General features: G+C 57.8%; 18 protein-coding genes and 1 tRNA gene. 9 read left to right on the top strand and 10 right to left on the bottom strand.

Annotated features, from left to right (window positions below):
- Window positions 1-35 precede the first annotated feature (35 nt).
- On the bottom strand, window positions 36-758 hold the full coding sequence (locus P8J86_01865; protein MDG2053432.1) for a dihydrodipicolinate reductase C-terminal domain-containing protein: 723 nt from the start codon (window positions 756-758) through the stop codon (window positions 36-38).
- Between the two features lie 148 nt (window positions 759-906).
- On the opposite strand from P8J86_01865, the gene P8J86_01860 reads away from it, so the two are divergent.
- Entirely contained in the window at window positions 907-1,047 is a 141-nt protein-coding gene (locus tag P8J86_01860) for a hypothetical protein (GenBank protein ID MDG2053431.1), read from the top strand.
- 299 nt (window positions 1,048-1,346) lie between these two features.
- Window positions 1,347-1,610, top strand: coding sequence for a ferredoxin family protein (locus P8J86_01855; protein ID MDG2053430.1), 264 nt, complete (start codon window positions 1,347-1,349; stop codon window positions 1,608-1,610).
- An 11-nt stretch (window positions 1,611-1,621) separates the two neighbouring features.
- Here P8J86_01855 and P8J86_01850 read toward each other — a convergent pair whose 3' ends face one another.
- Window positions 1,622-2,035, bottom strand: a complete 414-nt coding sequence (locus tag P8J86_01850; GenBank protein MDG2053429.1) for a hypothetical protein — start codon at window positions 2,033-2,035, stop codon at window positions 1,622-1,624.
- Between the two features lie 129 nt (window positions 2,036-2,164).
- On the opposite strand from P8J86_01850, the gene P8J86_01845 reads away from it, so the two are divergent.
- Both P8J86_01845 and P8J86_01840 read left to right on the top strand, forming a co-directional pair.
- Window positions 2,165-2,608: a hypothetical protein gene (locus P8J86_01845; protein MDG2053428.1), complete on the top strand. Its 444-nt coding sequence runs from the start codon at window positions 2,165-2,167 to the stop codon at window positions 2,606-2,608.
- Window positions 2,605-2,844: a hypothetical protein gene (locus P8J86_01840; protein ID MDG2053427.1), complete on the top strand. Its 240-nt coding sequence runs from the start codon at window positions 2,605-2,607 to the stop codon at window positions 2,842-2,844. Before P8J86_01845 ends, P8J86_01840 begins: the two co-directional genes overlap by 4 nt.
- 124 nt (window positions 2,845-2,968) lie before the next feature.
- On the opposite strand, the gene P8J86_01835 is transcribed toward P8J86_01840, so the two are convergent.
- Window positions 2,969-3,109 carry a hypothetical protein gene (locus P8J86_01835; protein MDG2053426.1) on the bottom strand — a complete coding sequence of 47 codons (141 nt, stop codon included), beginning with the start codon at window positions 3,107-3,109 and terminating at the stop codon, window positions 2,969-2,971.
- Window positions 3,110-3,154: 45 nt separating this feature from the next.
- Here P8J86_01835 and P8J86_01830 point away from each other — a divergent pair, with 45 nt between their 5' ends.
- Window positions 3,155-3,928, top strand: a complete 774-nt coding sequence (locus P8J86_01830; protein ID MDG2053425.1) for a sigma-70 family RNA polymerase sigma factor — start codon at window positions 3,155-3,157, stop codon at window positions 3,926-3,928.
- A gap of 28 nt (window positions 3,929-3,956) precedes the next feature.
- Here the strand turns inward: P8J86_01830 and P8J86_01825 are convergent, their stop codons facing one another.
- The 6 genes from P8J86_01825 to P8J86_01800 all read right to left on the bottom strand — a co-directional run bounded on the left by P8J86_01825 (window position 3,957) and on the right by P8J86_01800 (window position 9,407).
- Window positions 3,957-6,038 (bottom strand): hypothetical protein, encoded by a 2,082-nt coding sequence (locus P8J86_01825; protein MDG2053424.1) that lies wholly within the window; start codon window positions 6,036-6,038, stop codon window positions 3,957-3,959.
- Complete coding sequence (locus P8J86_01820; protein ID MDG2053423.1) at window positions 6,035-6,499, bottom strand: biopolymer transporter ExbD; 465 nt, start codon at window positions 6,497-6,499, stop codon at window positions 6,035-6,037. The genes P8J86_01825 and P8J86_01820 overlap by 4 nt, the downstream gene beginning before the upstream one ends.
- Complete coding sequence (locus P8J86_01815; protein ID MDG2053422.1) at window positions 6,496-6,945, bottom strand: biopolymer transporter ExbD; 450 nt, start codon at window positions 6,943-6,945, stop codon at window positions 6,496-6,498. Before P8J86_01815 ends, P8J86_01820 begins: the two co-directional genes overlap by 4 nt.
- A complete protein-coding gene (locus tag P8J86_01810) occupies window positions 6,942-7,688 on the bottom strand; it encodes a MotA/TolQ/ExbB proton channel family protein (GenBank protein MDG2053421.1) in 747 nt (248 codons plus the stop codon). Before P8J86_01810 ends, P8J86_01815 begins: the two co-directional genes overlap by 4 nt.
- Window positions 7,685-8,590: a hypothetical protein gene (locus P8J86_01805; protein MDG2053420.1), complete on the bottom strand. Its 906-nt coding sequence runs from the start codon at window positions 8,588-8,590 to the stop codon at window positions 7,685-7,687. Before P8J86_01805 ends, P8J86_01810 begins: the two co-directional genes overlap by 4 nt.
- Before the next feature lie 79 nt (window positions 8,591-8,669).
- Entirely contained in the window at window positions 8,670-9,407 is a 738-nt protein-coding gene (locus P8J86_01800; GenBank protein ID MDG2053419.1) for a DoxX family protein, read from the bottom strand.
- A gap of 81 nt (window positions 9,408-9,488) precedes the next feature.
- On the opposite strand from P8J86_01800, the gene P8J86_01795 reads away from it, so the two are divergent.
- A tRNA-Leu gene (locus P8J86_01795) sits at window positions 9,489-9,570 on the top strand.
- 32 nt (window positions 9,571-9,602) lie between these two features.
- A complete protein-coding gene (locus P8J86_01790) occupies window positions 9,603-10,955 on the top strand; it encodes a 3-deoxy-7-phosphoheptulonate synthase class II (GenBank protein MDG2053418.1) in 1,353 nt (450 codons plus the stop codon).
- Between the two features lie 30 nt (window positions 10,956-10,985).
- Here the strand turns inward: P8J86_01790 and P8J86_01785 are convergent, their stop codons facing one another.
- On the bottom strand, window positions 10,986-11,192 hold the full coding sequence (locus P8J86_01785) for a hypothetical protein (protein ID MDG2053417.1): 207 nt from the start codon (window positions 11,190-11,192) through the stop codon (window positions 10,986-10,988).
- Here P8J86_01785 and P8J86_01780 point away from each other — a divergent pair.
- Both P8J86_01780 and P8J86_01775 read left to right on the top strand, forming a co-directional pair.
- Window positions 11,191-12,459 carry a beta-ketoacyl synthase N-terminal-like domain-containing protein gene (locus P8J86_01780; GenBank protein MDG2053416.1) on the top strand — a complete coding sequence of 423 codons (1,269 nt, stop codon included), beginning with the start codon at window positions 11,191-11,193 and terminating at the stop codon, window positions 12,457-12,459. The genes P8J86_01785 and P8J86_01780 overlap by 2 nt on opposite strands.
- Window positions 12,456-13,760: a beta-ketoacyl-[acyl-carrier-protein] synthase family protein gene (locus tag P8J86_01775; protein ID MDG2053415.1), complete on the top strand. Its 1,305-nt coding sequence runs from the start codon at window positions 12,456-12,458 to the stop codon at window positions 13,758-13,760. The genes P8J86_01780 and P8J86_01775 overlap by 4 nt, the downstream gene beginning before the upstream one ends.
- Window positions 13,761-13,784: the final 24 nt, after the last annotated feature.

The following is a 13,784-nucleotide window of genomic DNA, read 5'->3' as shown; positions in this document are numbered from 1 at the left end:
ACCGGACATCGTAGTTAGATGTCACCATGAAGCGATCATTTTGGAGGCGATGTGACCACATCGGCCATCGAATAACAACCCGGAGAACGGCCAACAATCCAGCGGGCTGCAGTGAGCGCACCCAGCGCATAGGCCCTATTTGATCGCGCATTATGAAATATTTTAAAAATTTCTTCAGGGGTCTCAAAACTGATTTCGTGGGATGGCGAAGCCCCCTCAATGCGGTTGCTTTTGATGTGGTCTCGAACCTGTGATTTTGGATTAACGGCGCTGATCGCAGCGGCTAAATCAAGGGCAGTTCCAGACGGCGCATCCCTTTTGGTTGATTGGTGCGTCTCCTCAATAGATACCTTTGTATCCACTCCAAAAAAGGCCGCTGCAGTGGTGACAAGCTGTCGCATCTGAGCCACCATGATCGATGTATTTGGAGCCAGGAGTACAGGGAGACTTTTGCTTGCAAGTACTATTTTTTCAGTAGTTTGCTGCGACATGCCGGTTGTTCCTACCAGCAATGGGCAGCCAGATTCTTGGGCTAATTCCAATCCCGCCAGCGGTCCTGGATCGAGCGTGAAATCAAGTACAACATCTGGCTGAAGTGACGCAAGTTTGGCCCGATCAGCATCAGAATATTGCTCAAGACGCCTGACTCCTGCAGCAAGCTCAAAGTCTGACATCTCGCCAGCAATTGAGGTCACCGCAGACCCCATACGGCCCGCCGATCCATGGACGATGATGTGTATCACGGAGGTGTTATCCACTGCATGTATTCTCCCATAGTAATTTTTTTTCTGTCAAGAGACTTCACAGACAGGCCCGATGAAGGTAAAAATTTTGCTAAGCGGACGTTCCGCACGCAGTTCCTGCGCATTCTCCGACACGCTAGCGTAGAAACAGGAGATCAAATACATGGCAAAGAAACGTGCCACAAGAAAGAAAGCTGGTGGTCGCAAAAAGGCCACCCGCAAGAAGGCCACTCGTAAGAAGGCCACTCGTAAGAAGGCCACCCGTAAGAAGGCGACTCGCAAGAAGGCAACTAGACGCAGATAGCGCCTATTTCTCAGCGATTCAGTTCATACACACGGGCGGAGCCTTCAAGCTCCGCCCGTGTTCAATTTTGGGTCAGCCAAGGCGGGGCCTTCGAGTTCCACCCACGTTCGATTTGAGGTGAGCAAGGAGCGGGCCTTCGGACCTGAAACGGTTCTGTATTTGAGTATCGTTCTTTGGTTCGTTGGAGGCGATCGCTTGGTTTGGTCGACAGTTTCTCAGTAACAGAGCCCCATTTGACGACGGGGCAGCCTGCTACCATACGGGCTTGTTTGAGCCCATTTGTAAGGAGACTGTGCTCGATGACGCACATCATCGCTGAGCCTTGTATTGGCACCAAAGACGGGGCCTGTGTAGATGTTTGCCCAGTTGACTGCATTCATCCAACGAAGGATGAGGCCGAGTTTGATCCGTCTCAGATGTTGTACATCGATCCCGACACATGTATCGACTGCGGTCTCTGTGTCGACGAGTGTCCAGTTCAGGCAATCTTCCCAGAGGAAGACTTGCCTGAAGAGTGGACGAAGTACATTCAGATCAATGTGGACTGGTACGAGAACCACTAGATCTGGGACGGCTAGGCGGCGTTATCTTCAACTTGTGACGAGTAGTGGTTCATGCCACTGTCGGCATCTGACGGCTCAGTCCAGTCTTCGCAGTCAGCACCAAGATTGAGTTCGCTATCCATTGTCTTGCGATAGCCGAGTTTTCGTACGACTTCGAGGACGTCCGTCCATGTTGGGAATGTCTTCCCATTGACTCGCTTAAATGTGTCGATCGCCTGAATGAATAACATCTGCTCAGCCGTCATTTCGCCCTCTTCGGCAGCGCGAAGGAAGTCGGTTCTGCGGCGACCCGGCCCACGGCGACGCTCCAGATTAGTGGCGTCTGGCGTGACCATGTCTCTGCGATCGGCGCCTGATCGGCGATCTACAACGCTGAGGGGGTTCGGTGGGCGAAGCTGGTCGCCATGAATGTGCTGGTATGACATCTCGTGAGGCTCCAATGAAAGGGAACGATCAAGATCGTTACTATGGGCCATCGGCTTGCCGAGGACTCCACTGAAGCCGACAATGCAATCTCCTGAGGACTCGCGTCCGGAGCAGCCCGAACTACCCGCATGACCCGACGCCCCCAAGATTCAACGCCTGAACGCACGTTAGAGCCCGTAGCCGCCATTCTGGCCTGGGTGCTTCCGGGTCTTGGCCACTGGTACCTCGGCCAACGTATACGAGCCATTCGTGTGTTTGCGGGGATGGCGGTGTTGGTGCTTGGCGGGTTATTCATTGGTGGCGTCGATTCTGTGGATTCGGAGGACGATTACCTTTGGTTCTATGCCCAGGTAGGTGTTGGGCCAGTCGTGATGGCGATTGATGCAGTGAATCAAGCGATCGTGAAGGACATGCCCGAGGATGAGCAACGGGCGTGGCGGAGCCTTGGTCACGTGAATTCAGTGGGAACCCTCTTTATTGGATTGGCTGGGCTGATGAACGTCGTCGTCATTCTCGAGGCGTTCTATCCACGGCCAGGGCAGCAGCGTGAACGCCGCGTAGAGGCCACATGATGTTGGCTTGGATTCCATTCTTGCAGCCCTTCCCAGAGCTGGTAGTCGGTTGGTACTGGCTGTGCATTCCGTTGGTAATCGGTGTGGCGATGGTCTACAAGGCATTGTGGATTGACCAAGACGGGCCATGGGCTCGCCAAGTGGCGGTGATGTCGGGATTGGTGGTTTCCGCACTGATCTTGGTGGGTGTGTTGCTTGGTGTATTTGTGCAACTCGTGATTCCCATTCTGCAGTAGCAGTGGGGGGTTCTGAACATTCTCGGACGAGCAACGTCCGAGAATAAAATGTGCCAATCCTCGTCACAACCACTTTTCCTTCTCAAAGCATCAGCCTTCTGCTTGCCCTGCTGTTCATCCGATGTCAGTTGTTGGGCAACGCTTCGGATGGCGTTGCCAGGAGAGAGAAGGCACCAACAAGACCAAGGACGGTCATATGAGCAGGATTGCGCGGCAGCAGTCGTCGCTGAGCGAGGTCGAACAATCGACTTCGATTCGGCGGCACGGACGGATAATGGACTCCAGTATTGAGGGGAGGCGGTCCCCTCGGGTGGGACGTTCAATTGACCCCTCCATTCAAGCATGTTGGGATGCTTGGACGCAGCATCGCTGTTTGGAGGCGAAGCAAACCTTGACCATTCACTACATGCGAACGCATGTTCGCCCGATTGCTGAGCGAATGCGGTCAATGCTCCCTAGCCATATCGAGGTCGATGATCTTGTGCAACAAGGCTACTTAGGGCTCGAAGATGCGATGTACCGGTTTGATCCGGCCCAAGGCGTGAAGTTCGAGACCTTCAGCTCCCGTCGTATTGGGGGGTCCATGCAAGATTGGCTGCGTTCGCTCGATCATGTGCCAAGGCTGATGCGTCGCCGGGCAAAGATTGTGCAGCAGCAGGTTGACTTGTTCCTCGCTCGCTTTGGCCGTCATCCGGACGGCGATGAGTTGCGAGCAACAATGGACGTCGGTGACGCGGAGTACGCTCGAATCATCGGTGAAGACGCTCCGCCAGTTGTGGTCACGATTTCGACAGCATCAGGTGGTGAGGATGATGACCCAGTGTGCCTGCCTGAACGTCATGCGGTCAGTCCAAGCCGAGCGACCCAGAGACGTGATCTACGGCAGTGGATTACGCGTGATCTAGATGATGTCGATCAGATGATCGTTTCGCTGTACTACTACGAGTCGCTCACCATGCGGGAGGTTGGCATCACGGTTGGATGCAGCGAGTCCCGTGTGTCACAACGGCTCGACTCCATTCTCCAACGCCTTCGGTCGCGAATTGATCTCACAGCAGACCATTTAATGACAATGGCCGGATGAGTTGATGCCAGGATCACGAGCGACCCGCTCAGTGGTCAGAGATGTCTGGATCGATTGCTTGCAGACGGGCCAGCATGGCATCGAGCCTCGCACGGTTTGCTCCTGCTCGTCGGAGGACTTCCAGCAGCCGTGTATTCGCTGCTCGCCAGCGGTCTGGATTGTCTGAGCGTGGCATCGCGGCAATGCGGCGGTAGCCACGGGCGGCTTCAGCGAGCATTGCTCGATCATCGGAGTGCCGAAGGCAATCGCAGCGACCGAGTACTGCTGCAAAGAGTGATGGGTCGCTTGCGAGTACAGCGTCGTACCACTTCACGGCATCATCGCACTGATCGGCTCGTCGCAGTACTTCGGCGATTGCGAGGATTGCATCGGGTTGGCCGCTGGGCGGGGGGAGCGACTCAAAAGTACCCACCACGCTGGCCGCGACTTCCACGCTCAGAGAACCCGCTCGTTGCAGCACATGACGGGTAATTGAGTCAGCATCACGCGCGCGAGCAAGTACTGCTCGTAAGCCATCAGCATCGCCTGCAGTAGCAGCGAGAACGGCATCGAGCTGGAGACGATCGTCCCCTGTCAGCCACGTGAGCGCCTTCAAATTTTCACTTATTGCCCTTGCGGCTGCAGGGCCGTCTTGCTCCAGGGTGGAGTAAACAATTATTGCTGCAAGCCCAGCGGCTATTGGCTCCGCCTTGGCCGACCTGAGATGATTGTGTTGCTGTGCCGCGGCTGCTAAGGCCGAGGCATAGGCAACCTGAAGCGAGTCATCATCGCCGGTTTGCCAACCCCCCAATCGTTGCGCTCGATCCCGCAGCACATGGCCGATCTCTCGCATGGCTTCGATTTGATCATCCCCTCCTGGTGGGATCTGTTGCAGCCGCTCAACTGCCACATCAATAGTCCCCATCGTCACTTCAATCGCCGCCAACGTGCGGGTCCAAGCAGCCATCCGTTCACCGGATGTTGCAGCCAGTTCCAGTACGGCCAATGCCTCGTCACGATGCGGACCGCGAGCAAGGCGTGCCGCAATGCTGGCCGCTTGGTCGATTCGCCTAGCGGTCTGTGGCCCTCGCTGTTCAGCTGCAAACATCCACGCTCGCATAGCCGCGAGCATCTGGCCGCTTGCAGCTTCTGCTTGAGCGAGTACAGTCGATGCTTCGCTGGCTGGTAGGGAGGGGGCTACGCCCTGAAGGGCTAAACGAAGCCAGCTGGCGGCTTGCATTGGCTGGCCATCGGCAAGCGCGGCTTCGGCGGCACCCACGACCGCGACCAACTCGAGATCCACCATGTCTTGGTCAGAGATGCTCTGTACATTGAGCCGAGCGGCCATCGCCGAGGCGATCACAAAGGCATCGCGTTGGTCCATGCCACATCGTTGGAGTGACACGTTCGCAGCGACCGACACACGCAGTGCTTCGAGGGGTCGGTCTGCGTGTTGTAGGGCTGCCATTGCAGCCTCGGCATAGAGCACAACTTGCCATGGCTCGCTTGTTGCTCGCAAGGTTGATTGCCACTGACTGCCTCCGTTGAGTCGGAGCGAGACCGCGGTTGCTGCGGCATCTTCGAGTGGTTCTGTCGACGAGGATTCTCGAATGGACTTCAAAATCGATAACGTTTGGTGGGTATCGCCCGACCGAAGGTAGAGGTGCGAGACCAATCGTCGAGCCCTTCCATCGCGATCTCGTTCAAGTAACGGGCCAAGATGCACCAAGGCTTCAACCTTCGCTGCCTCCGCATCTTGTTCGCCTGCTTCGATGAGCAATGCCTTTGCCGCGCAGGCCAGTCCACGGGCGCGGGCCCAACGAGCAGCATCAAGCGACACTCTCACGCCTTGCTCGGCCTGCGATCGGAGGGCTGTATCCACATCCATTGATACAACTAATGCCTCATTGATCATCGCTACTGCGGCGGCATGTCGTTGGGCATCGGCAAGTCCGAGCATTGCGAGGTCAATCGTTAACTCATTCTTCCATTCCTCTCTGAGCAACGCATCCAGTAACGACAACCCGGCCTCGATCTTGGCAGGCTCGCTCGTTGCATCAGCCCAATCGGCACGATGTGATGCAATGTCACCGACATTGAGCATGGTGAGCGTGAGCATGGCAGCAATCACGAGGGCGTCTCCAACGTCACATTGGTGCATCCTGCTGCCACCGCTGCATTGAATGTCTCCACGACATGAGACCAGGCCACCTGACCGGTGGGCACGATGATGATCGGGTGGTCGGGCAGGAAGAGCGTTCCTTGTGGTGTGATGGACGCCTCCAAGAAGTCACGAAGACCGTCGGGTGATCCGGCTACAGACCAAGGGCCATCAAGAGTCAAACGCGCCAACGTACCGCTCGAACCTGCCGCTGCCAGATGCACGCGTAGCGGCTCGTCGAGGATGTCCAGTGGATCGGCAATATCCGCAGCGAGTGGCGGCAACTCCAATCGAAACACTTCTTCGGAGGGGCTAAAATCGGTTGCCACCATGAAGTACATCAGCAGCAAGAACACGACATCAATCAGTGGGGCGATCTGCAGGCCCACTTGAGTGGTACGCCCTGTGCGGGGGCGAGCCAACAAGCTCATGGCGCATGCTCCCGCGTGGTGGCGAGTTGTACGCGAATAGTGGTGCCAGCGGCCTCCCCAGCCGATCGTGCTTCTTCCAGGATGGGAGCGACCATGTCCCATGATGTACTCCGTGCGGCGCGTACCTGCACAGCTGTGTCCGGCACCTGGCGAACCAACGCGGCCATGGCAGTACCGAGTGCCGCACGACCACGTTCGTTGGCTTCGTATACAGCGCCCGCGAGGTGATAGGTCGGCGATGCGCCGTCCACCACACTTACAATTGCCCGAGGTCCGGGAGGAGGAACCATGGTGGCAGGTGGTACCGGTGAGGGAAGATCCAGCCGCGGCCGGTCCTCGTCAACAATGCGAGAGACGAGCACAAAGAAAACGATCAACAAGAACACCACATCAATCAGTGGTGTCATGTTCGCCTGCACGGAAGTTTCGATACGGCGCCGACTCATGCTGTGTCCGAGTGGCTTTTCTCACGTCGTGGACGGAATCGGCCAAGCAAGTCCTCGGCCGCGAGCGTTGCCTCGGCTGTCATGGCATCGATTTTTCCTCGCAACATCGCGCAGGCCGCGAGCGATGGAATAGCCACGACCAAGCCCCAAAACGTTGTGGTAAGTGCGGTCCCGATGCCGCCGGCGAGCATGACCGGGTCGGCCGCGCCGCCCGAGGCGACGATGGCGGAGAAAGCCAAAATCATGCCGTAGACCGTGCCAAACAAACCGATCATTGGGCTGACCTGCCCGATGATGTTGAGCACTTCGATACGGCGAAGTCTTGTCAGTGTGTGCTCTTCTGAAGCCTGCTCAAGTGCTCGCACCACGGCCTTCCAGCCGTGCGGCGCTTGCCGCATGGCGTCGGCCATAATTTGTCCGATGAAGCTCTCGTCAGACTCAGCTCGCGACATGGCTTCACGAAACCGGCTGCTGTTGATGTCAGCTTCCATTGCTTTCACAAAGCCGTCGGGCATAATTGTCTGGCGGCGGTTGTCCATAGCCATGGCAATAGCAAGGCCAACGGCCGCTGCAGACATGCACAAGAGCAACCACGTCACGCTGGTTCCGAGGATTTCAATGTCGCCATTTGCTCCGCGAGAGATAAAGAAGGCGGATGCAAAACTTCTCGCTGTTGGTGCTGCGGCGACTGGCGAAGCGAATAGCAGAATTGCCAATGCTGGCACGAGACGTCGAATGATCATCGATCAAGTTCCTCCAGGGTGACGCGGTGTACGTGGCCATCGCCATGTTGGCTGGCGATTTCGCCCATTAAGGCAGCCTCGTCGGGCGAGTTGTCCGTGACAAGTCTGATACAACTGATGCGGATGGGCCGATTCCCTGACCCGCGACGTGGATTCATGGAGTCGAGCGCTGTAAGCGTTGCGTCGCGGTCAACTGCCCATCGACCCCGCCCATCTAGGCCTTCGCTGAGCAGCATGATCAATTCTGGTTTCATTGCGACTGCGGCTTGGAGGCCAGGTACGGGGTCTGAACCAACGCCAAATCGCTGCGATGCAGTTGTCCGCAATTCATCGATGAGTGACGTCACTGTGGCTGGGCTCGCGAATGCCAGTCCACCCCGCGGCATCACGCGGACATCCTCGCCTGCGAAACAGATAACGGCGCATTGCTGATCACTGCTCATCGAGCCGAGGGTTCGCTCTACTTCGTCGATGACAAATTGGATCCATGCAATCATGCTGCCGCTGACATCGATGACAAAAACGACTTCACGGGCCTGCTGCATCGATGCGCCTGCGAACGCAGTTGGGGTACTGACACTGCTTGCGGCGGCCGGTGCGGGCCCATCAATTCGTGGTGTGTCGGTCGGTGTGGATGTAATGGTCGGCATTGGGATGCTCGTGGCCGTTGAAGACGACTCAGTAGCCGTCCCAGTGTGCAGTGGCATGACTGGTGTCAGCACGATGTCAGAGGAGGTCACAATGGGCGAAGGCAATCGTTCATCAAGCCGAATGATGGACCATGTCAAGGCAAATCCAATGGCGATCAGCCCCGCGTGCACAGCAAGTGAAATGGTCCAGGGCCCAAGCCGTCGCAGGCTGTGCCCCGGTCCAGTTGAAATTGAAGAGGTGGGTGCGCTCATCAAACGTATGGCTCCGGCTGCAAAGCATACGAGACGCTCGGGCCGAATCGGCGAAAGGACGCGAAAGAGTAGGCGTGCTTTACTTGATGTCGCTCGAGGAAGAGAGGCTTGTTGAGGGCTCTACCCGCGGCTTCGAGCGAATACTTCCATCGACCGACAGCGCACCTGGCCCAGTCATCAGGATGCCGACGGCCAGCACAAAGAAGGCGAGTGTGGCGAACATCTCGTGGAAGGTTTGCTGGCTCGAGGTCCACAGGAATGGATCGGTGGAGAACATGCCTGCCTCCACAACACTGGAGAACCAAAATGATGCCCCGAGCATGACGGCCATGGCAAAGGCCCAGAGGCGGCTCAAGAGGCCAATAAAGAGCAGGGCACCGCCGACAAGGCTGGCAACAGCTGCGGCCCAGGCCAGTGGCTCAGAAAACTCGCCCACTCCGCCTGTACGTAGTTGGATGGTGATTCGCTCGGCTGCAGCTCGCATGACGCCGCCTTTGCTCGGTGTAGCGCCGGCAAGGGGCCCAATTGGGCGTGGCGTTTCTGCCACAGCATCCGGCTTGGGCTCGGGGGCGGTTTCAGCCACTGGCTTCTCTACAGGTGCCGCTGCTGGGGCAGGTGCCGCTGCTGGGGGGGCCTCTTTTTGAAGAGAGACCTGGACCGGCACTGCCGGGCCATCCTCCAGAATGCGGATCTCTTGCTGGGTAAAGGGCACTTCATTGAAGCAGGCATGCCACCCGGCAAAGAAGAAGCCCGCACCAAGCACGATGCGAGAGAGAAGGGGAATGAGTCCGGTTCCGGCGATGGTGGCATATGACATAACTGATGGTTCCGTTGGCTTTCAGTGGGTTCGGGGTAGCCCTGAGGGTACTTCATGGTTCATAATCGGCATTACACGCACGCGGGCGTGGCGGAATTGGCAGACGCGCTGGTTTTAGGTACCAGTGGGGCAACCCGTGGAGGTTCGAGTCCTCTCGCCCGCATCATAGCCCCCCTCTAGAGGATCCCACTCGGAATGACGGAATGGACAAGCGATTCGTGGCGAGCGAAGACAGCCCGCCACCAACCCGCATATCCCGACGTTGAGGCATTGGCCGAGGCGACCGGTGAGTTGGCCGCCATGCCACCGCTGGTGACGAGTTGGGAGATCGAATCGCTGAAGAGTCAACTCGCCGAGGCTGCAGCCGGCAAGCGGTTCCTCTTGCAGGGGGGCGACTGTGCGGAGTCATTTGGTGAATGCACGTCGAGTGTCATCACCAATAAGTTGAAGATCCTCTTGCAGATGTCGCTGGTGTTGGTGCACGGCATGCACCGCCGCGTCATTCGTGTTGGGCGATTCGCAGGGCAATACGCTAAGCCGCGAAGCGATTCAATGGAGACACGCGGTGACGAGTCCTTCACCAGTTACTACGGCGACATCGTCAATCGCCCGGCCTTCGACGAGAAGAGTCGACTTCCCGATCCGTGGCGCATGCTGCGCGGGTACGAGCGTTCGGCACTTACACTCAACTTCATTCGCAGCCTCGTCGATGGCGGGTTTGCCAATCTACACAACCCGGAGTATTGGGAACTCGACTTTGTCGAGCACTCGCCGCGGGCGACCGAGTTTCACAGCATCGTCGAGTCGATTGGCGAGTCGGTTCGTTTCATGGAGACCCTGAGCGGCATCTCGGTCGCTGATATTTCTCGTGTCGACTTCTACACGAGCCACGAAGGATTATTGCTTCCATACGAAGCGGCATTGACCCGCAGCGTGCCACGTCGTGATGGCTGGTACAACCTTTCGACGCATTTTCCATGGATTGGTATGCGAACGGCAGGGATTGACGAAGCGCACGTAGAGTTCTTCCGTGGTATTCGCAACCCTATCGCCATCAAGATGGGACCTGCACTCGACCCAGTGAATATGAAGTCGGTGTTGACCAAACTCTTCGACGTGCTGCACCCAGACGACGAGCCTGGACGTCTTACGCTGATTCATCGGTATGGCGCAGCGAAGGTTGGGGACTATTTGCCGGCCCTCATTGATGCAGTGAAGTCGACCGGTCGTACGGTGCTCTTTGTGTGTGACCCCATGCATGGCAATACACGCAAGACCGAAGCGGGTATTAAAACCCGCAGCTTCGAGGACATTCTGCTTGAACTTGAGCAGGCCATCGATATTCACGCCGCATGCGGTTCACATCTTGGCGGCGTGCATTTTGAACTCACCGGTGAGAATGTCACAGAGTGCACCGGCGGCGCTCGAGGCTTGACCGACGACGATTTGCATGACGGCTATCGATCACTGGTCGACCCGAGGCTGAACTATGAGCAGGCACTTGAGATGGCGATGCTGATCGCGCGACGGCTCGCACCCATGAGCTAGAACCAGGTCTTCTCGCCAGCCATAGAGGTGTCATAGAAGCGTTGGTCCGGGCAGGCCAGATACACGATGCCTTCGATCAGGCCAATGATGCCCATAATCGGCGTCAATGATCATGGCTGCGGCAGGAATGCCAATTGCCAATGTTGCCTTGCTCACTTCAATAGACATGCCGTCAGCGTATGGGCTTTGGTCCGAGTCGTACGGCCGGCGTGCCCGAGTCATACAATCCACGGCCATGAGCTGCCAAGTCGCCATCACAGGAATCGGACCCGTCACCGCACTGGGCATTGGCATCGACCCATTGTGGGACGCGCTGAAGGATGGCCGTTCTGGCATTCGCCGGCTGGAGTCCTTTGATGGTTCGAATTGGGCCTGTCCGTTTGCTGGCGAATTGCCAGCCGACGAGTTTTCGATTCGCAAGATCGTCCCAAAGCATTACCGCAAGGCGACCAAGGTCATGTGCCGCGACGTTGAACTCGCTGTCGCAGCTGCACTCGCAGCAACGGCCGACGCTGGACTTGTCACGGCAGGGGGCGGCGAGGGTGAGATCACTATTTCGCCACCACGCATGGGCTGCCATATTGGCGCCGGGTTGATTGCGGCCGATGTGAATGAACTCGGCGCCGCGCTCGTCACAAGTCGCGATGACAATGGGAACTTTGATCTGCACCACTGGGGACGCGAGGGTATTGAGAATCTCACACCGCTGTGGCTGCTGAAGTACCTCCCCAATATGCTCGCCTGTCACGTGACGATCGTGCATGACTGTCAAGGACCGAGCAATACGGTTACATGTTGGGAGTCGAGCGCCACACTCTCACTGGCCGAGTCAATGCGTGTTATTCAACGCGGCGCCGCCGATGTATGTCTTACTGGAGGCGTCGAGAGCCGGCTCAACGTGCTTGCGACTTGGCGACAGCAGTGTGCTGGCCGTGTCGTTGCTGCCACGAGCGATGACGATCCTGCCACGCTTGTTCGCCCATTTGCCGATGATGCAGCAGGCACTGTGCTTGGCGAAGGCGGCGGTATTCTCGTACTCGAATCCGTCGAGCATGCTGCGGCGCGTGGCGCAACAATGAAAGCGATTGTGTCGGGCCTTGCCTGTACACAGAGCATCGAAGACAACGTTTTGACGGCCGCTTCGGCAGAAGCAATCGGGGATGCCATCAGCCTGGCACTCACCCAAGCCAACTTGAAGGCTTCGGATATCGACGCTGTTGTTCCGATGGGACTTGGCATTGTGGGCATTGACGCAGGCGAATCTGGTGGCTTGCAGGCTGCGCTGGGGACGCATGCCGACACGCTTCCTCGCATCTTGATTACGCCCGCAACCGGCAACTGCTGCGCCGGACACGGTGGCGTGCAACTCGCTGTTGCGGCGCAGTGCCTCGCCACTCAGCGATTGCCCGGCAGGCCAACGTCGCTCAGCCATGTGCTGGTCATTACGGCAAGCCAGGGTGGGCAGAACACCGCCACGATTCTTTCCAAGGGGCCCTCGTCATGAGTTGCCGTGTGGTTATCACAGGTGCCGGGTGGATTACTCCGATGGGCCATGACATCGAGTCGGTCTGGAAGCGACTGGTCGCTGGCGACACCGCTGTGGCAGCCATCGATCGATTCGACGCATCGACCTTCCCGACAAATTTTGCGAACCAGGTACGCGGTTACGACTGGACCAACTATGTCGAGGATGCATCACGTCACGGCCAGCCCGGCATGCATACTGCCTTTGCGCTCGGCGCGGCGCGGCAGGCATGGGACTCGGCGGGCCTCGGTGATATGCAGGGCCTTGATCGCCGCCGCTGCGGGCTGTATCTGGGTTCGGGCGAGGGGGTATTGGACTTTGACTCGTATCAGAAGACAAGCCTGTCTGCGTGGAATGGTGAGTCAATTGATGACAGCGAGTGGCTCGAAGCGGCCAAGAAGCACATCGCCTGCGCGTACGAGGTGGCTCAGGAACCGAACGAGCCAATTGCTCATATCGCTCGTGAGTTTGGCTTGCGTGGCCCCGCCTTCAATTGTCTGACGGCCTGCGCTGCAAGCACCCAAGCAATCGGCGAGGCCTGCGACATTCTGCAGCGAGGCGATGCCGATGTGATGATCAGTGGCGGAACACACACGATGCTGCACGTGCTTGGCATGACAGGCTTCAATCGTTTGACGGCACTTTCAACCAGAGGCGACGACTGTACGCATGCGTCGCGTCCATTCAGCCGCTCGCGTGACGGGTTTGTGATGGGCGAAGGCTCGGGGGTCATCGTGCTGGAGACCTTGAAGCATGCTGAGTCACGCGGCGCCAACATCCTCGCCGAGATTACGGGCTACGGATCGAGCGCCGATGCCTACCGGATTACCGACCTGCATCCAGAAGGACGTGGCCCGGCCGCTTCGATGCACGCAGCGCTGGCGCAGGCGGGCATTGATCCAATGGCTACGGGCCAGGACGGCCGGCCGGGCGTGCACTACATCTCGGCGCATGGCACGAGCACCCAAGAGAATGACTCAATCGAGACCGCATCGGTCAAGCGAGTCTTCGGCGAGAACGCTCCGCGTATTCCGATGACCAGTATCAAGTCGATGATGGGGCACCTCATTTGCGCCGCTGGCGCGGTGGAACTCATCACCTGCCTGCTGATCATGAAGAATGGCGTGATTCCACCGACGATCAATCTGACCGACCCCGACCCCGAACTCGACCTCGATTATGTGCCAAATACGGCCCGCGAGGCTTCAGTGGACGTGTGCCTCAGCAACTCATTTGGCTTTGGTGGGCAGAATGACACTGTCATTGTGCGGCGGGATTGACTCAAAAATAAGTGTCGCTGCTCT

The organism is Phycisphaerales bacterium, from assembly GCA_029268515.1.
GTDB lineage: Bacteria > Planctomycetota > Phycisphaerae > Phycisphaerales > SM1A02 > JAQWNP01.
The sequence above is the reverse complement of the archived record's forward strand: the minus strand, read 5'-3'. Positions and strand labels throughout refer to the sequence as shown.